The organism is Stenotrophomonas sp. SrG (genome assembly GCF_050031795.1).
GTDB lineage: Bacteria > Pseudomonadota > Gammaproteobacteria > Xanthomonadales > Xanthomonadaceae > Stenotrophomonas > Stenotrophomonas rhizophila_A.
The window spans coordinates 214,715-232,835 of the sequence record NZ_JBNBBE010000001.1 but is presented as its reverse complement, the minus strand read 5'-3'; the positions used below and the strand labels follow the sequence as shown (position 1 = coordinate 232,835).

The following is an 18,121-nucleotide window of genomic DNA, read 5'->3' as shown; positions in this document are numbered from 1 at the left end:
CTTCGTCCTGTTGTCTTGTCTGTTCGCGCCAGTGGCATGGTCGGCTCAGCCCTCCCCTGTTGTTGGGGAAACCCATGGCGTGGCGCACACAGCCAGCGCAGCGGTGCGCGATGCCGGGCACAGCGACCGCGTGCGCTACACGGTGTGGTATCCGGCGCAGCCAGGCACGAAGGAGCAGCCACTCACGATAGGGCCGCCGGGCGCGCCGCTGTTCCAAGAGGGATCTTCTGCCGTGGATGCCCCGGCTGCGCCGGGCCGCTGGCCGCTGCTGCTGGTGTCGCATGGCAACGGCGGCAGTGCCCGCATGATGGGCTGGTTCGGTACTGCCCTGGCGCGCGAAGGGTATGTGGTGGCGGCGGTGGACCATCCCGGTAACAACGGGGTGGACCCGATGACGGACGTGGGCAGCATTCTGATGTGGAACCGGGCGGACGACCTCATTGCCGCGCTGGCGGCGGTGCAGGCTGATCCCGTGCTCTCTCCGCATGTGGATGCGGACCGGTTGGGCCTGGTGGGGTATTCGGCTGGTGGGTACACGGCGCTGGTGGCTGCCGGTGCGCGTCCGGACATGGGCAGGCTGGTCGCCTTCTGCAGGGCGTCGCCGAAGGATGGGGTCTGCGTGCCGCAGGCCGAGAATCCGGAGATGACCTTTGAACGGCGGATGGCAGCGGTTACTTCGCCGGAACTGGCGCCGTGGGTCGCCAAGTCAGCGCAGGATCGCCGCATTCCCAACGTTCGCGCGGTATTCCTGATGGCGCCGGCGATTGTCCAGGCGTTCGAGCCGGGTGAGCTGGCGCGGTTGGAGGTCCCGATGTCGGTGGTTGTGGGTGAGGCCGATGCGATTGCCTTGCCCGACACCAACAGCGAGGTCATTGCGGAGGCGAATGGGAAGGTGCGCCTGCAGGCGTTGCCTTCGGTGGGCCACTACGACTTCCTGGCCGATTGCACGGCGCTGGGCCGTGAGCGGGTGGGCAAGCTGTGCGAGGTCGAGGCTGACAAGGCCGCTACGCATGAAGCGGCGATTCAGAATGCCAAAAAGCTCTTTGATTCCGCGCTTTGGTAGTTGCACGACATATCTGCTTGGGTTGGTATGCAACGAATCCGGGTTCCAGTGAGCGTTGCATTGAGTAAGCGTCGAAGCGTACTTCTTCATGTCAACGTCGGCTGGGCAGAGCAGACTGGACAGTCAGGCGGATTGACCGCCGGCACAGGGCTGGAGGTCGCGCTGCAGCCGGCATGGGATCTGTTGGCGGAAATTTATGACGATCAGCGCGGGCCCACGACAATTCAACTTGGACTGCGTTGATCGGTGGGCCAAGCAGCCTCAGTGGACGTGCTCGTCGGGGCGGACCGGGGCCACGACAATCATTGGTTGACCGTTGGCTTCAACGTTCCTTTCTGACGCGTCGACCTGACGCTCCAGCCACGATGGATCGTTTCCAGCGGGCCCACGCAGAACGGCCGTTGAGGTTGCCTGATCTGTGATCAACGTTGCTCAGCCTGCGCGGCTGAACTCCCTTGGCGCAGGCCTGACAGACGCGCCAGCACGTCCGCCCGGCAGACGTTCAGGATTTCGTCCGCCAAAGGCGACTCGTCCGGGCAGGACCTGGACAGCACCATCGCGCCGACGGCTTGGGCCATCAAGGCGATGCGCCGCGCACGCGCCTGTTCGGAGGGGGTGTCGTCCGCCTGGCCTTGCGGCGAAGGTGATGAGGCCAGCTGCGCCTCGATCCCGGCCGCAAAGGCCGCCTTCACGGTTCCCGGCTGGCGCGAAGCGTCGGTGCACAGGGCTGCAAGCGTGCAGCCTTGGCCTGGCGCGTCCCGATGCTCCCGGGACAGGTAGTAGCTCATGAAACCCAGCACATCCATCTCGGCAGCGGCATCTGCAGATTTCGCCAGGCCGCAGCTCGCAGCCTCGGCCATCAGGTCGGCCTTGGACCCGAAGTGCTTGTAAAAGCCACCGTGGGTGAACCCGGCGGCGGCCATCAGGTCTGCCACGCCAACGCCGTCGTAGCCCCTCTCCCTGAAGAGCGTTGATGCGGTGTCGACGATCTGCGCTCGGTTGGCCTGCGCCTGTGCCTTGGTGACTTTCATGACTCGATGTCTCTTTTCGCCCTGGTGCGATCGGAGCGCAGTCTACCACGCAAAGATGATACCCATCATCAAACCATTGACACCTCGGATGATGGTCATCATCATTAAGCACTGCCGCATGCCGGTCCGCCCCTCCCCGCCCCGCTCACCCCATCCGAAACAACGCCCGCGAGACATTCCATGAACGTGCTTCCTACTGTCCTCATAACCGGCGCCTCCAGCGGCATCGGTGCCGTTTACGCCGAACGTTTCGCCCGCCGAGGTCACGATCTGCTCCTGGTCGCACGAGACAAGGCGCGGCTGGACACCCTGGCCGAGCGCCTGCGACGCGATACCGGTGTTGCTGTCGAGGTACTTCCGGCCGATCTGACCCAGCGCACCGACCTGGACGCCGTTGAAGCGCGTCTGCGCGATGATGCCCGCATCGGCATCCTGGTCAACAATGCAGGCATGGCCCAGTCGGGTGGTTTCACCGAGCAGACGTCGGACGGCATCGAACGACTTGTCACGCTGAACACCATCGCGCTTACCCGCCTGGCCGCGGCCGTCGCGCCACGGCTGGCCGCTGCCGGCGAAGGTGCGATCATCAACATCGGCTCGGTGGTTGGACTGGCGCCGGAGTTCGGCATGAGCGTCTACGGCGCGACCAAGGCCTTCGTGCTGTTCCTGTCGCAGGGCCTCACACTGGAACTGTCGCCCAAGGGCGTTTACGTGCAGGCCGTGCTGCCTGCGGCCACGCGCACCGAGATATGGGAGCGTGCCGGCATCGACATCACCACGTTGCCGGAAGTGATGGATGTGGGCGAGCTGGTGGATGCAGCGCTGGTCGGTTTTGATCGCCGCGAGGCCGTCACCATTCCACCGCTGCATGTGGCCGAAAGTTGGGATGCGCTGGAGGCCTCGCGTCTCGGCGTGCTCTCCAATATCCGGCAGGCGCAGGCGGCGGACCGCTACCGCAGCGCTGGATGACGGCGTTTATCAACGACGGTAACGAAGGACCCATCTACACCCTGCCCTGGCCTGCACTCCAAGGGCATCACACAGCCGGACACACACCGCCATGAAAGCCTTCCTGATCGACCGCTATGGCAAGAAGGAAACGGGTCACATCGACGATGCGCCAACGCCGGCGCTACGCGATGATGATGTGCTCGTCCGCGTGCACGCGGCCAGCGTCAATGCTCTGGACACCCGGATCCGGACCGGTGAGTTCAAGGTGATCCTCCCCTATCGCCTGCCGTTGGTTCTTGGTAATGATCTCGCCGGCACGGTCGAGCGTGTCGGTGCCGGGGTGCACGAGTTCAAGCCGGGCGACGAGGTGTATGCCCGCGTGGAGGATGACCGCATCGGCACGTTCGCCGAGTTCGTCGCCGTCAAGGCAGCGTCTGTAGCGCGCAAACCCGGCAACCTGGACATGATGGAGGCCGCCTCGCTGCCACTGGTTGCGTTGACCGCGTGGCAGGCGTTGGTGGAAACCGCGCGGGTGAAACCGGGGCAGAAGGTCTTCATCCAGGCCGGCTCCGGCGGTGTCGGGACGGTAGCGATCCAGCTGGCCAAACACCTTGGCGCCTTTGTCGCCACGACGACCAGTACCGCCAACGTGGCATGGGTGAAGGATCTTGGCGCGGATGTCGTCATCGATTACCGGCAGCAGGATTTCGCGAAGGAGCTGCGCGACTACGATGTGGTGCTCAACAGCCTGGGCAAGGATGAGCTGTTCCGCTCACTGCAGATCCTCAGGCCGGGTGGACACCTCATTTCCATTTCGGGGCCACCCACCCCTGCGTTTGCCACTGCGCGCGGTCTCGCCTGGCCGGTGAAACAGGTCATGCGTCTGCTCAGCCGTCGGATCCGCAGCAAGGCCAGGCAGAGGGGGGTGGACTACACGTTCCTGTTCATGCGCGCCGACGGGGACCAGTTGGGCGAGATCACCGCGCTGGTCGAATCAGGTGCGCTTCGCCCGGTCATCGACAGGGTGTTCCCCTTCCAGCAGACCGAAAGCGCCTTGGCTTATGTCGAGAGCGGTCGGACGAAGGGCAAGGTGGTCATCGAGATGCGGTAGCGGGCTGGCATACCTGCCCGCGCAGAAATGCCAGAGCACCGTTATGTGACACCTCTCGGTTGAGCTCGGCTTCGTTCGGGGTCATGCGTTAGCGGGTGTTGATGGGTTCCGGGCGGTCGTCTGGCGACCGACCCTACCCGGCCGCGCTGCGTGTTCGTTGTATGTAACAATCGCTGTTACATATCAAGAGATCCCACGGGCTGAGTATCCATGTCGACGTTCAAGGACCCCTCCGCAGTCAGCAGCTATCAGCAGACCGCCCAGGCCAAGGTGCCTGGCATGGCTGCACTCCACCGCATGGCCCACATCCTGCTGGCGGAATCCGTTCCGCCCGCGGGCGAGGTGCTGGTGCTGGGCGCCGGCGGCGGGCTGGAGCTCGACGCCTTTGCCAAGGCGCAGCCAGGCTGGCGATTTGTGGGTGTAGACCCCTCACTTCCGATGCTCGAGCTTGCACGGGGGACCCTCGGTGCGAACGAGTCGCGCGCATTGCTGGTGGAGGGCCTCATCGAGGATGCGCCGGTGCGGGAGTTCGATGGCGCCGCTTGCCTCCTGACGCTTCACTTCCTTGACCCTGATACGCGGCTGCAGACCCTGCGTGGGCTGTTCCAGCGCCTTCGGCCCGGAGGTGTGCTCGTGGTAGCCCATCACAGCTACGCACCTGAAGCCCGTATTCGCTGGCTGCGCCGCTCAGCCGCGTTCGCGTCGATAGACGGTGTTCTGGACGAGCGCGACGAAGCGTCGGTTGCGGTCATGGCGGACAAGCTCCCGGCCATCTCAGAAGAGGACGAGGTTGCGCTGCTGGATGCGGCCGGCTTCACTGATGTGGAGCTGTTCTACGCTGCGCTCAGCTTCCGGGGTTGGGTGGCGCGTCGGCCGTAGTAGCCACCCAAGGCACGCTGGCCATAGCCTCGGCTTTGTTTGGCAGCTTCCAATCGATCATAGGCGTATGCGATCACGAGTACTCGACGACACCAGCGCTTCACACCATCACTTCAGTACCGTCCAGAGAGCACGAGCCGGCGGCAATCGTAACTCTGCCTCCCGATTGCATTTCGATGTCAACAGAGAGCGTCTGCCCCTCATTCTTCCATGTAACTTCGTTAATTGAACTACTTACACCCCAAGGCTCACTCCGATCAACCAAAACGTCGGTCACTCTTTCAAAAACAAGGCGACGCTCTGTCGAAGTCTCATCCAACGCACATATCTGGATGGATGCGCTCGCCCAGTCCACTCGAATACCCAACAATGTCCAATCATGCATTCTCCACCTCACTGCGTTGGCGCTCTACAACACACATGACGAAATCGAGACGTTAAATCCGGCGTCGAACAAGGTGCACAAGCCGCTGTGGTTGATCGGCGCCATTGCGCGACAATGCGCAACGCGACGGGAAAAGGCGCCGCAGGCCACTGCGACGCCTCATCAATTCAGGTGCATACCGACAGAGGCTTAGCGGAACCCTCGAATTAGTCGGTTACATCCGCGACGCGGCAGACGCCCCCGCCGATCTCTGCTTCAGCGACGACGTAAATGTTACCGGTGAAGTAAACGTCACCATCGCATGAAACAGCCCGCCGACCATCTACGTAGAGAATCCGAACAGCTGAGTCCGCCTTGATCTCGGGTCTCAGCTTTACTGATTCCCCTACCCCAAGCTGCCCAACATCGACAATCGCCCCACCAACTTCCACCTGCAGTTGATGGAGCGGGCTAGCGCCCACGTTCTTCACAATAACAACGGCTCCACCAACCCAGTGGCAGCCGCTCATGCAGAGCATCATCAAGACCGCCCAGGTGGCCCACCGGAGCTGCGTCTTTGCGCGTTTGGCTCTGGCAAGCCTATTGAGCATCTGTGCCTCGCGTGACCTTGGGTGCGATCTGAGTCGATAGCTGACGTTAGCATCCGATCAAGCGTAATGGTGGAAGTTCGTGAGCTTCTTTGTACGTCTTCGTTTCCAGGTCATGCGTTACCGGGTGTTGCAGGTTTCAGGGCGGTCGTCTTGCGACCGACCCTACCGGGTCCGTGCCAGTCCGTACCTGTGAGCCGCTGGATCACCCAGCTACCACGCTCCGGATCACTGACACCGTTCTATCAACGGCTTCCCGATCGATCTGCCAATGGGTCACCAGTCGCATCTTGCCGCCGTAGGCGCCGTTGGCTCGTATGCCTGCTGCTTCAAAGGCCTGCATCAGTCGAGGCATATCCACTCCATCGGGCAGCGCGAACCACACCATGTTGATGTGGACGTCTTCCATGTCGACCTCGATGCCCGGCACTTCAGCCAGTTGCTGCGCCAGGTACGAGGCATTTTCGTGATCCACATCCAGCCGCTGCGTCATCTCGGTGAGCGCGAGAATGCCCGGGGCGGCAATGACCCCCGCTTGCCGCCACCCTCCTCCCAGCAGCTTGCGGTTGTAACGGGCGCGCTTGATGAAGGCCGCCGGCCCCGCGAGGATCGAGCCGACGGGGGCGGCCAGGCCCTTGGAGAGGCAGCACATCACCGTGTCCACATGCTGGGTGATGGCTTTCACGTCGCACCCCAGGTAGGTGGCGGCATTGAACACGCGTGCACCGTCCAGGTGGATGGGAACGCCGTGCTTTCGGGCGATGGCGGCGGTGGCTTCCATCGTGGCCAGCGGGATCACGCGGCCGTTGCCGTGGGCGTTTTCCAGGCAGATCAGCCCAGTGCGGGGAATGTGGATGTCCTCCCCCACCCGGATACGTGACGCGATCTCGCTGGGCTCCAACAGGCCCTGCCTGCTGGCAATCGTGCGCAACTGCACGCCACTGATCACCGCCGCTGCGCCGTTTTCGTGCCAGACCAGGTGCGAGTCATCGCCGGCAATCACTTCATCGCCGCGGCGGCAATGGGTGAATACGGCCAGCTGGTTGCCGAACACCCCTGTTGGCACGAACAGCGAGTCTTCCTTGCCCAGCATGTCGGCGGCGAGGCGCTCGAGCTGGATGACCGTCGGGTCGTCCTGATAGACGTCATCCCCTACTTCGGCGGTGGCCATGGCTTGGCGCATCGCGGGGGTGGGTTGGGTGACGGTGTCGCTGCGCAGGTCAATCCACGGCATTCCGGAACTCGCTGAGGTGGAGGCGTGCGCCCATTCTAGAACGTGGTGAAAGCGCCGTGAGTGTCTGGCTGAACGTGTTTGCTTTCAAGGCGATCTGCAAAGGCCAGGGACTGCATCCGAACCCCGCCTCGCTGCGTAGCTATAGAGGCACAACGTTGTGCGCCAAGATCAGAGGACCTACCCATGTACAACTCCATTCGGCGTCTCGCTATCGCTTCGTGCATCGCAGCAGTTCTTGCAACCGCCAGCGTATCGGCTGCCACCAATCCGACCGTGGGCGGCGCGGCCATGTATCCCACCAAGACCATTGTCGAGAATGCGTCGGCTGCAAAGAATCTCTCCACGCTGGTTGCGGCCGTCAAGGCGGCTGGGCTGGTTGATACCTTGTCGGGCACGGGGCCGTTCACCGTCTTCGCGCCGACCAACGACGCGTTCGCGAAGCTGCCCAAAGGCACGGTTGATACGCTGCTGAAGCCGGAAAACAAGGCGAAGTTGACCCAGATCCTGACGTATCACGTGGTTCCCGGCACCCACACGGCGGCGCAGCTCACGGCAGCAGCCAAGAAAGGCGGTGAATCCAGCATGCTGACTACGGTCGAAGGCGAGAAGCTTACGGTCAAGCTTGCCGACGGCAAGGTGTGGGTCGTGGATGCCAAGGGCGGCAAGGCCGCTGTGACGACTGCGGACGTGGGGCAGTCTAACGGGGTGGTGCACGTGATTGATGGCGTGTTGATGCCCAAATAAGCGTGCGCGGGTGCTGCCGGCCGTCCGGTTGACGGCCGGCTCGCGTCCCAACCTCAACGAAAGCATTTCAAAACTCTAATCAAAACTCTAATGGCTACTTGACCACCGCCCAATTCAGCCTTGATCCAGGCCGGCCTGCATGCCTGCCATGTCCCGGATCCCCACCTCCCTCGCTGCCACGTTCCCGTCGATTCGAAAGTGGCACTGAGGGCTGCGGATTAGGCTTGTCCATCGTCCATGACACAGTAGAAGCACACGACGGAACGATCACGCTTGGCACTTCGGAATGCCTTGACGCGCTGAAGGTGACGGTTGAACTGCCTTCCCGCCGGTGACCGGGCGCGTGATCGCGATTGCGCTGGAGTTCACCGGCACGCGGGGTGACAGGTTGCAGATCACCCCGCGCCCGGTTCGACCAGAGGACAAGGGGGGCGCTGCCATGTCCCGCCCCTCATCAAATTACTTGACGCGTCATCTATCGTTCGCAACACTAGCTGGACCGGCGACCACACGGTCGCGAAACTCAGGAGATGAACGATGGGTAGATTGCAGGGCAAAGTAGCTATCGTCACTGGTGCCGCACAGGGCATGGGTGCATCACATGTGCGCAGTTTTGTTGCGGAAGGCGCAAAGGTCGTTTTTACTGACATCAATGCCGAGGGGGGCCAAGCACTTGCCTCCGAGCTGGGTGAGAGCGTGCGCTTCGTCCAGCAGGACGTTACAAGCTGGGACGCCTGGCAGAATGTGGTGGCCGAAGCTGAGGCTGTATTTGGCAACGTCAGCATTCTGGTCAACAACGCAGGCATTCTGGGGCCCATCGCCAAGACTGCTGACATATCGGAAGCGGATTTCCTCAAGGTCTGTGCGATCAACCAGACGGCCGTTTTCCTTGGCATGAAGGCCGTTATCCCCTCCATGCTGAAGGCTACGGTGGGGTCGATCGTCAACGTTTCGTCGATCGCTGGAATGGCGGCCAATTACGGATTTCCGAGCCTGGCGTACGTAGGCAGCAAGTTTGCCGTGCGAGGAATGAGCAAGGCGACGGCGATCGAGTATGGCGCCGATAACATTCGCGTGAACTCGGTCCATCCTGGCTTCATCCAGACCCCGATGATGGTGGAAGGTACGGACGAAAACGGCGGCGACGCCGTGTCCCTGATTCCCCTCGGGCGCATCGCCCAAGCCGACGAGGTCAGCAATCTGGTCCTGTTCCTGGCATCCGATGCATCGTCTTACATCACCGGGCACGAGCACGTCGTCGACGGCGGGTTGCTTGCACAGTAACGCGCGCTGTTACGCGTAGGGCCCGGTCAACACCGGGCCTTGTGCGGAGGCATGGATGGCTCACCAGCAGGCCTGGCATGTCGTTCAAGATATCGAAGCCATCATGACACTTGAGCGTTTCAGGCGGACGTTCGGCAATTCGTCAAGTATCAGCTTAAAGTATCGTGGGCAGTACGCGAACACGGGACAGGTTGTCCCGGACCGTCAACATTGGATTTACCGGGATATGTCAACTCACGAAGGCGAAGATTGGCGGACGACCCTGACCTGGACCGTGTTGCCAGCCGGGCGCGCGTGGCAACGCGCAGCGGGTATCGCCCTGGCGCAGTCGGGTGTTTCCCTCTCCATAGCGGCGGTGATTCTGGTGATTGCCAGGCTGGGAGATGGCATACGCCAGAAGGACGTGGCCGAGGAATCTGCGCTGGATCCAGCAGCCATCGCGCGGTCGGTCACGCAACTTGAGCGGGAAGGTCTGCTGAAGCGCCACAAGGATCCCTCCGATGGCCGCGCCAAGACCCTGCACCTGACCAAGCGCGGTCGTGCGATGGCACTAAGCCTGGGTGAGACCTTGGACGGCCTGCGGAACGAACTTATCGCCGGCATGGACGATGCCGAAGGTCGGATCGCGGTGCGCGTACTCCGTAATCTGGAGAGCCGATGCTTGGCGTTCTCCAGTGGAGACGCGCAGTCCGGGGTCCCTTGGCCTCCCGAGGCCTGACCGGTGGCGTTGCATCAGGCTCACGAGTGCCGTGGCAGCCGCAACGGCGGGCGTCGGCTGCGCTCAGCCGTTGAGCAGGCGCCCGCCATCGACCACCAGTTCCGATCCCACCGTCCAGCGTGATTCGTCCGAGGCCAGGTACAGCACGGCTTTGGCAACCTCGTCCGGCGTGCCGAAGCGGCCCATCGGGATGCTGCCGACGATCTCCTCATTGAGCTTGGCCCGGTAGGCGTCGGGGATGCCGAGCTTGTCATACAGCGGCGTTTCCACCGGGCCAGGGCTGACGGCGTTCAGGCGGATGCCGCGACCGAGCAGCTCGCTCGACAGTGTGCGGGTCATGCTCAGGAAGGCGGCCTTGGTAGCGGCATATACCGACGAGCGGGCCATGCCCGCATGGACGTTGACGGAAGTGTTGAGCACCACCGAGGCGGGATTGGCGAGCACTGGCAGCAGCGCCTGCAGCAGGAAGTAAGGTCCCTTGACGTTGATGGCGAAGGAGGCGTCAAAGGCCTGCTCGGTCCACTCCTCGATCGGGACCCAGACCGAGACGCCGGCGTTGAGGAAGGCGACGTCGAGCTGGCCGTAGTGGGCCTGCACCGCCTGGGCCAATGCCTGCTGCGCGGCGACGCTGGCAGAATCGGCGCGCAGCACCGGCACGTCGGGGCCCAGTATGGCCCGGGCGCTTGCGATGGACTCGGGGTTGACGCCGGTTACGATGACGCGGGCACCCTCGGCGAGGAACTGTTTTGCAGTTTCCAGGCCGATGCCGCTGGTGCCGCCGGTGATAAGGGTACGTTTGCCTGAAAGACGTGACATGGGATGCTCCTGAAGATGCGGTGCGGCCGCCGCCCGGCGGCCTTCGGTGAGGGATGATCCCCCTATTCATTCGCTGCTATAAGATCCACCATGAACATAACCTTCATGCGATGTACGCATGGATCGAGGATGCATGGACCGGTTTTTGCTTATGACCTGCTTTGCCCGCGCCGTGGAGACAGGCAGCTTTTCCGCCGCCGGGCGTGACCTGGGGCTGGGCCAGCCGAATGTCAGCCGCCATGTCGCCGCACTGGAGCAGCATCTGCAGACACGGTTACTCAACCGCTCCACACGAAAACTGGTGCTCACCCCGGAAGGCGAGCGCTATTACGCGGAGGTGCGGCGCATTCTGGATGCGGTGGGCGAGTCTGAAATGTCGCTACGCGATGACGTCCAACCTTCCGGGCTGCTACGGGTAGCCTGCCCCACGGCGCTCTCGCACGCGTTTGTGCTGCCGCTTGTGCCGGCGTTCCTGCAGCGGTTTCCGGCGCTGGAACTGGACCTGCAGATCAGCGACCGATACGTGAACCTCCTCGATGAAGGCGCGGAGCTGGCCATCCGTATCGGCCACCTGGACAGTAGCGCGCTGCGCGCGCGCCGCGTTGGCTTGTTCACGCGGGTGACCGTGGCCAGCCGCGCCTATCTGGACACGCGCGGGGTGCCGGCGGTGCCTGAGGACCTGCGCCATCACGACTGCGTGCTGTACACCCTGCTCAGCACCGGAACGAGCTGGCGTTTTCGCGATGCCGACGTGCCGGTGTCCGGCCGGTTGCGGGTCAATTCCCCGGACGCCATGCGCGCGGCGGTCAGCGCTGGGCTGGGCATCGGGCAAGGCCCAGCGTGGCTGTACGAGGACGGCCTGGCCTCAGGCGTACTGCAGACCGTACTGGAGGCCTTCGCACCGCCGCCTGTGCCGGTGCAGATCGTCTACGCCGCCAATCGCCTCGTGCCCAAGCGCGCGCTTGTGTTCATGGACTTCGTAGCAGAGGCGTTTGCAAAGATCCCGCAGCTCAACCGCTGAGCCAAGCGAGAAGTCAGAGGCCAGGCCAGTGAAAGGCACGGCGAGAGAGCCTCCCGCCGTGCGTGATACCTAACATCAAGCGCGGGCGGTCTGTGCCGAATCGCCGCAGTCAGTGGAGCGCAGGGATCTTGATGGACTTCACGTTCACGAATTCCTTGAGGCCTTCCGGGCCGTGCTCGCGGCCGTAGCCCGACGCCTTCACCCCGCCGAAGGGCAGCGACGGAGAGGCAACGTCGAAGGTGTTGATGAAGACCATTCCGGTATCGAAATACTTCGTGGCCAGCTCACGGGCGCGCTTCACGTCGCGACTGAAGATACCGCCGCCCAGGCCGTAGCGGCTGTGGTTGGCGATGCGCAGCGCATCGTCATCGTCCTTGGCGCGGATGATGGCGGCCGCAGGGCCAAACAGCTCGTCCTCATACGCCACCTGCCCCGGTGACACATCGGCCAGCACGGTCGCGGGATAGAACCAGCCGGTACGGTCGGGGACTTCACCGCCCACCAGCAGGCGGGCGCCCTGCGAGACACTCTTTGTCACCTGCTCGTGCAGTTTGTCACGCTGCGCCTCGGAGACCAGTGGGCCCAGCTGGGTATCGGCGACGTTCGGGTCGCCCATCTTGATCGCTTCGAACTTGCTGGCGTAGGAAGCGACGAAGGCGTCGTAGTTCTTCTCCGTCACGATGAAGCGTTTGGCATTGACGCAGGTCTGGCCGTTGTTGAACAGGCGGCCCTTGACGCAGGTCTCGACGGCCAGATCGAGGTCGGCATCGTCAAGCACCAGATAGGCGTCGTTGGAGCCCAGCTCCAGCACCGTTTTCTTGAGCGCCGCGCCGGCCTTCGCAGCCACGGTACGGCCGGCGGTCTCGCTGCCGGTCAACGTCACGGCCCGCACCAGATCGTTTTCCACGATGTCGTTGGACTGGTCATGGGTGATCAACAGCACGCCGAACAAGCCCTTGGGCAGACCGGCACTTTCGTAGATGTCACGGAGCAGCAGACCGCTGCCGGTGCAGCTCTCCGCATGCTTGAGCAGGACGCCATTGCCTGCCATCAGGCTGGCGATGGAGTAGCGGATCGCCTGGTAGGCCGGGAAGTTCCAGGGCTGGATGCCGTACACCACGCCGATCGGCGAATGGGTGACGATGCCGGTCGCACCCTCGACATCGCGCTCCTCGTCGGCCAATGCGGCAGGCCCCTGCTTGGCGGTGTAGTCACAGATGGCGGCACACAGCTCCACCTCCGTGCGGCTGTCTTCGATAAGCTTGCCGACCTCGCGGGTCATCAGCTGGGCGAACTCTTCCTTGCGCTCGCGAAGCGCCTTGGCGATGGCGGCGACCACCTTCGCCCGCTCGTCCAAAGAGCGCAGGCGCCATTCCAGGAAGGCCTTGTGGCTGGATTCGACTACGGCTGCCGCTTCGTCGTCAGACATGTACGAATAGGTGGCAATCACCTCTTCGGTCAATGGATTGATCGTCGTGAGCTGCTTGTTGGTCATGGAGAACCTGCACTTCGTGGGGGAAGAAGGGGACGGAAGAGCGTTGCACCGTCACGGTTCCCACGCAGTGAAGTCTTGAGTGGCGCGCATCACCTGGGATTCACCGCATGCGCCGGCAGCCCGCATGCCACCTTGCTGAGCAAGAACGCTTCGTTCGCCTACCTTGAAGCGGCGAGTAAACGTCATCGGGACTGGGCTGCGCCTTTACCGCCCAGAAAGCCAGTGCCACTGCGACGACGCTGGCGGCGCACTGCGGCTTTGTTTCGTTCGGGGTCATGCGTAACCGGGCGCTGATGGGTTCAGGGCAGTCGTCTGACGACCGACCCTACCCTTCAGGCGTAGTGCCACCAACGGTTGAATCTGGCGAAGGCAACGTATAGCAGCCACGCAAGTGGAAGCGGCATCACCAACAGAAGCGCGGCATCCATCAGGTCCGGACCTGCGACCAACATGCGTGCCAACGAGTCGTTCAGCAGGCTTTTGAGCAGCAACCCCGTGACCAACAAGGACAGCATGTTGCACATAAAGAAGGCCATGATGCGGTTGAAGGTGCGCCAGCCCTTGCTGGGATCGTCGATCCACGCCTCGGGCATCAAGTGGTTGCTCGATTGTGTGCATACCATGCACCCGAGCAGGCCAGCGCCAAACTGGACGATTGCTACGAAAGCAGAAGGGGACATTGGGGGCGGGCGTCCTTCAGATGAGGCACGGCGAGAGGACTTCCCGACGTGCCTCTTGCTTTACATCAGGTGCGGGCGTTCGGTGCCGAACAGCAACCGCTTGGCCCCCTCGCGCCAAACCGCTGGGCACGACTTGCCGCGTACCACGGCCGCAACCGTATATGCATAGCCACGATTGATCGGGCTGACCCGACCCAGCACTTCCTCGGCTTCCTGCACGCTCGCATTGGCGCGCACGGCGTCGACGAATGCAACCATGCGTGCCGCTTCCTCGGGATCGGTAGACAGCAGCACCGCCTTGCGCCAGGTTGCCTCGTCGCGGCCGTGCCGCAGCGCCAGCGCCCATGTGGCCCATACCGAATCCGGGTCGATCCCCTGGTCTGCCGTCATCGCCAGTGCCTGATCGGCGTACTCGCTCGACGCGCCGTCGGAAGCGGCGACCATGCGAATCATGCGCGGCAGCATGTCGGCGTATGGCTGTGCCAGCTTCAGTGCCACTTCGTACTGGGCCTCGCCGAGCATCAGATAGGCTGCGTCGGGTGAAGACACGGCTTCCTCGCTGTCGATGGCCAGCATGTTGGTCAGCAGTGACGACTGGCCAGCCAGCGCCCTGATCTCCGCATTGCTGGCGCCCAGCATGCGCTTGACGCGTGCCAGTTCCAGCGCCGCGTACTCCGACGTCGCCGGCGCGGTCGCCGCCCTCGACCAGGCTTCGCTGGCACCCGCCCAGTCGCTGCGTCCAGCGAGCACGTAGCCGGCAGCATGGGCGAACCAGGGCTCCTGCGGCCACCGGCGTTGTCCAGCGAGGAAGGCCTCGTCCTGCTCCGGGCCATCAGCCATGCAACGCACGGCAAGATAGGCCAGCGACGACGATTCGGGCTTGCTCGCCGCCATCTGCTTCTGGCGTTCGCACGCCGCGCCAAGGTTCTGGCCGATATGCAGGTCCTGCTCCAGTCGCAGCGCTGCAACGTCTTCGGGGTAGCGCTTCAGCCGCTCTTCGATGAGGCCTGGCAGGGAGTCCGGGCCGTGCGCCGCCATGGCGAGCCAGGTGGTCAGATTCCGCGTGTTCGGCGCATCCCAGCGCGCATGTGCCAGGATCATGGCCTTCATCTGCTCGTCGTCGCCCACCATCTCGATCTGCCGGCGCGGCGCGCGGTCGCCCATCGCCGACACTACCGAGCGCGTGCTGCCATTCTCGTAGCTCTGGGTCTGGATGGTGCTGGGCGGTTCCTCCAGAACGAAGTCGGCATCGGTGGCTGACCAGCGCTGCGTACCCAGCATGCGTTCCGGGTCGCCCTTTGCGCCGCCATATTCGGCCGTCCACTGGACCAGCGGCGCTGCACCGGCGACGTTGTAGGTGAAGTGGGAGCGACCGGTCATGCGTTCACTGTCGAAGGACTCGATCAGCTCCCCGTCTGCGGTGTGGGCGGCCACCCTGTGCGCGGAACCGGGCTCCACGTCGATGCTGCCGCTCTGCAGCGGCTCCAGGGCGACGGTGTTGCCGTCGATGGTGACCCGCACCGGAATCGCCAGCCCGTTGTACATCGAGACGGTTGCGGCACCCGTGTGCATGCCGAACAGCAACACGCCCACGACGATCGCCACCGCCGCAGTGGCGCGCATGGTGCTGGCGACCCAGCCGTCGGCGGTCTGGAATCGATCCCACCAGCCGAGCTGGGTCTGCAGCTTGCGTTCCTGGCCAGGAAGCAGCAGCGGATAGCCCCTGGGTACCTGCGAGGGCGTTGGCGCGGCGGGCGCCACTTCGCCCGACCCCAGTCGCGCTGCGACGGCGTCCTCGTTTGCCAGCAGGGCCTCGAGCGTGGCAGCGCGAAGCTGCGAGAGCGCACCGCAGGTCAGGTTGACCCAGCCGCCTGAATGCTGGATCCAGCTGTCGATGTTGGCCTGTGCAGGGGCGGTCAGGCGCAGGTCTCCCAGCGCCTGCGCCAGCGGCGTGCCACGGTGCTTGATCACGGTTTCGTCAACGACGCAGTTACGGGCGCTGTCGTAGATGAAAACCAGCGCCTGCTGCACCCTGCCGGCGGCGCTGATCAGACGGCGCAGCTCGCTCTCGGAAACGCGCTTGTCGGCCGTCACCACGTGCAGCACGTTGACGAAGACCGCGTACGTGTCGCGCAGGTCGGCCTCGGTGTGTTCGCAGAAGTGCAACACGGCGACCTGCGCTTCCAGCAGCGCCTCCCACCCGTCCCCGCCCCGCCGGGCGGCCAACCGATGCAGACTGCGGCATTCTTGGTCGTGCTGGAACACGGCCTGCCGCAGGGGTGCGATTTCCGCATCCAGGGTGGCGATGGCCGGGCCGAGGCGCTTGACGTCCAGTACCTGGTCACGCCAATGCACGCACTTGCCCGATGCGCCCAAGTGCCCGGCGCGGGCGGCTTCCAGGGTGGCACGCTCTTCCTCCAGCGCCCGAAGCTGCTGCAAGGCGTTGCCATGGGCCGGCGCGTACAGGGCGGCGATACGCTCGCGCAGCTGCTCGTCGTCCAGCGACATGAGTGCAGGCAGGAACAGCTCGGCCGGCGTGGCGACACTGCGTACGAAGGAGCGGCGCAGATAAGTGCCCTGGTAGCGCTGCTGCATGGAACGGATGTCGAACTCGGCGTCGAGGCGGCGCAGTGACTCCTCACCGTCCGCGAACGCCTCAGGCGTTTCGCGCAGCATGCCGCGGGAGAGCTGGTGCTTCAGCGCGTCTGCATCACGGAACAGCAGGATGGCCGGCCGCTCGTCAATGGCCGCTTCCACATAGCGGCGCTTGAGGTTGTTCTCGCGATCGGCATTGGCCGGGTGCGTGGACCACATCTGCGGCACGCGCACCATGGCGTTGCGGAACACGCGATGCAGCTCGCGCTCACGCTCGGGCAGTTGCGGTGGCTCGGCATACAGGGGGTCGGGCGATACTCGCCGCAGGTTGGCGAGCATGCGCGTCTGCACAGCGAAGAGGTCAGCTACGGCATGGCCGGCTTCGAACTCATGCGAGGCGAAGGCGAGCGTCCTGTCCCAAGCATCGTCGGCCGCGCCCAGGCGGTGCAAGGCGTGCACCAGGGCATCGCTGCCAGCCAGCGAGGCGGCCACCAGGTCGGCCTGGTATTCCATCTCACGCGACAAGGCGCGCTCGGACAGGGCGACCACGCTGAAGGCGGTATCCACCAGCGAACGGATGGCCCAGACAATGATCGACAGGGTCCAGCCAACCCAGGCGATACGGAAGTCCATGCGCGAGAGGCCGGCCAGGAGGCTGTCCAGCGCGTCGCGCCGCGCGACCAGCTGGCTGGCGATCTGGTGGGCCACGTACACCCAACGGCCGACGGCCATGGTGCGCTGCGCGAAGTGGCCGAATTCGTGGGCCAGTACGGCCTTGAACTCGCCCAGGTTCAGTGCGTTGACCAGCGGCAGGCCGATGTCCAGGTTCTTGCGCGAGGGAAACAGCAGGTTGAACAGCGACAGGTCGTAGAAGACGCTGGCATTGACCCGCGCCGACAGGTAGACCCGCTTCGGGCGCGGCGCGCCGGCTTCGTCCGCCAGACGGTGCAGGAAGGCAAACAGCTCGGGCTGCTCGGCCTGCTTGAGCTCCAGTTCCCTGGAAGCCTGCCCACGCTTGAGGAACACCAGCCCCTTGGCCATGAACACGGCAAGGAACAGCGCGAAGGTGCCGACGATGATGTTGAGCAGGGTATTGCCGCCCTCCCCTGCCAACAGGGTGCGGAACACGCGGTAGGCGGTCCAGCCGAACCAGCCCATGAGAGCGAAGTAGGCGGTGGCGAAACCGAGCAGGCCGGCTACGGCCAGCCATGCATGGCGGCGGTAAGCGGAACTGGGTGCGGTGAGCTGCGCGGGCACGGCCGAAGGCCCCGCCGGATAGAGCGAATCCATTATGTATATCCCCCTGTTGTCCTGCTCCGCGCCGTCCCCCCGGACGTGGCATGGAGCTTACCTGGCGTCATGCCCGGTCCCGGGGGGGATTGTGCACATTATTGGGCGGGTGTGCATCTGCCGCTGCAAACGGTCCAGACCGCCCTTCGGTAGGGTTGCATCCCAATCAACCGCCGGGGTGGTGATTACTCATTAGGGCATTATCTGGAACGCAGCAGTGCGTTTCGATTTTGGGTC

Annotated in this window: 15 protein-coding genes; 8 read left to right on the top strand and 7 right to left on the bottom strand. The window is 63.9% G+C overall.

Features of this window, described 5'->3' with window-relative positions:
• Positions 1-103: 103 nt before the first annotated feature.
• On the top strand, positions 104-1,063 hold the full coding sequence (locus ACQG3P_RS00995; protein WP_426803926.1) for an alpha/beta hydrolase family protein: 960 nt from the start codon (positions 104-106) through the stop codon (positions 1,061-1,063).
• A 422-nt stretch (positions 1,064-1,485) separates the two neighbouring features.
• Here the strand turns inward: ACQG3P_RS00995 and ACQG3P_RS00990 are convergent, their stop codons facing one another.
• Positions 1,486-2,094, bottom strand: a complete 609-nt coding sequence (locus ACQG3P_RS00990; RefSeq protein WP_426803925.1) for a TetR/AcrR family transcriptional regulator — start codon at positions 2,092-2,094, stop codon at positions 1,486-1,488.
• 180 nt (positions 2,095-2,274) lie between these two features.
• Here ACQG3P_RS00990 and ACQG3P_RS00985 point away from each other — a divergent pair, with 180 nt between their 5' ends.
• The 3 genes from ACQG3P_RS00985 to ACQG3P_RS00975 all read left to right on the top strand — a co-directional run bounded on the left by ACQG3P_RS00985 (position 2,275) and on the right by ACQG3P_RS00975 (position 5,035).
• Entirely contained in the window at positions 2,275-3,063 is a 789-nt protein-coding gene (locus ACQG3P_RS00985) for an SDR family NAD(P)-dependent oxidoreductase (RefSeq protein ID WP_426803924.1), read from the top strand.
• A 91-nt stretch (positions 3,064-3,154) separates the two neighbouring features.
• Entirely contained in the window at positions 3,155-4,156 is a 1,002-nt protein-coding gene (locus ACQG3P_RS00980) for an NADP-dependent oxidoreductase (RefSeq protein ID WP_426803923.1), read from the top strand.
• A 210-nt stretch (positions 4,157-4,366) separates the two neighbouring features.
• A complete protein-coding gene (locus ACQG3P_RS00975; protein ID WP_426803922.1) occupies positions 4,367-5,035 on the top strand; it encodes a class I SAM-dependent methyltransferase in 669 nt (222 codons plus the stop codon).
• A 591-nt stretch (positions 5,036-5,626) separates the two neighbouring features.
• Here ACQG3P_RS00975 and ACQG3P_RS00970 read toward each other — a convergent pair.
• Positions 5,627-5,929, bottom strand: coding sequence for a hypothetical protein (locus tag ACQG3P_RS00970; protein WP_426803921.1), 303 nt, complete (start codon positions 5,927-5,929; stop codon positions 5,627-5,629).
• Between the two features lie 283 nt (positions 5,930-6,212).
• A complete protein-coding gene (gene ltaE, locus ACQG3P_RS00965) occupies positions 6,213-7,241 on the bottom strand; it encodes a low-specificity L-threonine aldolase (RefSeq protein ID WP_426803920.1) in 1,029 nt (342 codons plus the stop codon).
• Positions 7,242-7,424: 183 nt separating this feature from the next.
• On the opposite strand from ltaE, the gene ACQG3P_RS00960 reads away from it, so the two are divergent.
• The 3 genes from ACQG3P_RS00960 to ACQG3P_RS00950 all read left to right on the top strand — a co-directional run bounded on the left by ACQG3P_RS00960 (position 7,425) and on the right by ACQG3P_RS00950 (position 9,987).
• The gene (locus tag ACQG3P_RS00960) at positions 7,425-7,985 is read left to right on the top strand and encodes a fasciclin domain-containing protein (RefSeq protein WP_426803919.1); all 561 of its coding nucleotides are present in this window, start codon (positions 7,425-7,427) and stop codon (positions 7,983-7,985) included.
• Positions 7,986-8,522: 537 nt separating this feature from the next.
• Complete coding sequence (locus ACQG3P_RS00955) at positions 8,523-9,269, top strand: glucose 1-dehydrogenase (RefSeq protein WP_426803918.1); 747 nt, start codon at positions 8,523-8,525, stop codon at positions 9,267-9,269.
• 55 nt (positions 9,270-9,324) lie between these two features.
• Entirely contained in the window at positions 9,325-9,987 is a 663-nt protein-coding gene (locus tag ACQG3P_RS00950; protein WP_426803917.1) for a MarR family winged helix-turn-helix transcriptional regulator, read from the top strand.
• A gap of 63 nt (positions 9,988-10,050) precedes the next feature.
• Here ACQG3P_RS00950 and ACQG3P_RS00945 read toward each other — a convergent pair whose 3' ends face one another.
• On the bottom strand, positions 10,051-10,803 hold the full coding sequence (locus ACQG3P_RS00945) for an SDR family oxidoreductase (protein WP_426803916.1): 753 nt from the start codon (positions 10,801-10,803) through the stop codon (positions 10,051-10,053).
• A gap of 133 nt (positions 10,804-10,936) precedes the next feature.
• On the opposite strand from ACQG3P_RS00945, the gene ACQG3P_RS00940 reads away from it, so the two are divergent.
• Entirely contained in the window at positions 10,937-11,824 is an 888-nt protein-coding gene (locus tag ACQG3P_RS00940) for a LysR family transcriptional regulator (protein ID WP_426803915.1), read from the top strand.
• A gap of 109 nt (positions 11,825-11,933) precedes the next feature.
• Here the strand turns inward: ACQG3P_RS00940 and ACQG3P_RS00935 are convergent, their stop codons facing one another.
• The 3 genes from ACQG3P_RS00935 to ACQG3P_RS00925 form a co-directional block, all read right to left on the bottom strand.
• Entirely contained in the window at positions 11,934-13,319 is a 1,386-nt protein-coding gene (locus ACQG3P_RS00935; RefSeq protein ID WP_426803914.1) for an aldehyde dehydrogenase family protein, read from the bottom strand.
• Between the two features lie 332 nt (positions 13,320-13,651).
• A complete protein-coding gene (locus ACQG3P_RS00930) occupies positions 13,652-13,912 on the bottom strand; it encodes a hypothetical protein (RefSeq protein ID WP_426803913.1) in 261 nt (86 codons plus the stop codon).
• A 147-nt stretch (positions 13,913-14,059) separates the two neighbouring features.
• Positions 14,060-17,884 carry a M48 family metalloprotease gene (locus ACQG3P_RS00925; RefSeq protein ID WP_426803912.1) on the bottom strand — a complete coding sequence of 1,275 codons (3,825 nt, stop codon included), beginning with the start codon at positions 17,882-17,884 and terminating at the stop codon, positions 14,060-14,062.
• Positions 17,885-18,121: the final 237 nt, after the last annotated feature.

Coding starts and splice junctions, on each gene's coding strand:
- ACQG3P_RS00950 (WP_426803917.1), top strand. CDS start 9,325: ATGGCTCACCAGCAGGCCTGGCATGTCGTTCAAGATATCGAAGCCATC.
- ACQG3P_RS00925 (WP_426803912.1), bottom strand. CDS start 17,884: ATGGATTCGCTCTATCCGGCGGGGCCTTCGGCCGTGCCCGCGCAGCTC.
- ACQG3P_RS00975 (WP_426803922.1), top strand. CDS start 4,367: ATGTCGACGTTCAAGGACCCCTCCGCAGTCAGCAGCTATCAGCAGACC.
- ACQG3P_RS00970 (WP_426803921.1), bottom strand. CDS start 5,929: ATGAGCGGCTGCCACTGGGTTGGTGGAGCCGTTGTTATTGTGAAGAAC.
- ACQG3P_RS00990 (WP_426803925.1), bottom strand. CDS start 2,094: ATGAAAGTCACCAAGGCACAGGCGCAGGCCAACCGAGCGCAGATCGTC.
- ACQG3P_RS00980 (WP_426803923.1), top strand. CDS start 3,155: ATGAAAGCCTTCCTGATCGACCGCTATGGCAAGAAGGAAACGGGTCAC.
- ACQG3P_RS00945 (WP_426803916.1), bottom strand. CDS start 10,803: ATGTCACGTCTTTCAGGCAAACGTACCCTTATCACCGGCGGCACCAGC.
- ACQG3P_RS00955 (WP_426803918.1), top strand. CDS start 8,523: ATGGGTAGATTGCAGGGCAAAGTAGCTATCGTCACTGGTGCCGCACAG.
- ACQG3P_RS00930 (WP_426803913.1), bottom strand. CDS start 13,912: ATGCCCGAGGCGTGGATCGACGATCCCAGCAAGGGCTGGCGCACCTTC.
- ltaE (WP_426803920.1), bottom strand. CDS start 7,241: ATGCCGTGGATTGACCTGCGCAGCGACACCGTCACCCAACCCACCCCC.
- ACQG3P_RS00985 (WP_426803924.1), top strand. CDS start 2,275: ATGAACGTGCTTCCTACTGTCCTCATAACCGGCGCCTCCAGCGGCATC.
- ACQG3P_RS00960 (WP_426803919.1), top strand. CDS start 7,425: ATGTACAACTCCATTCGGCGTCTCGCTATCGCTTCGTGCATCGCAGCA.
- ACQG3P_RS00935 (WP_426803914.1), bottom strand. CDS start 13,319: ATGACCAACAAGCAGCTCACGACGATCAATCCATTGACCGAAGAGGTG.
- ACQG3P_RS00940 (WP_426803915.1), top strand. CDS start 10,937: ATGGACCGGTTTTTGCTTATGACCTGCTTTGCCCGCGCCGTGGAGACA.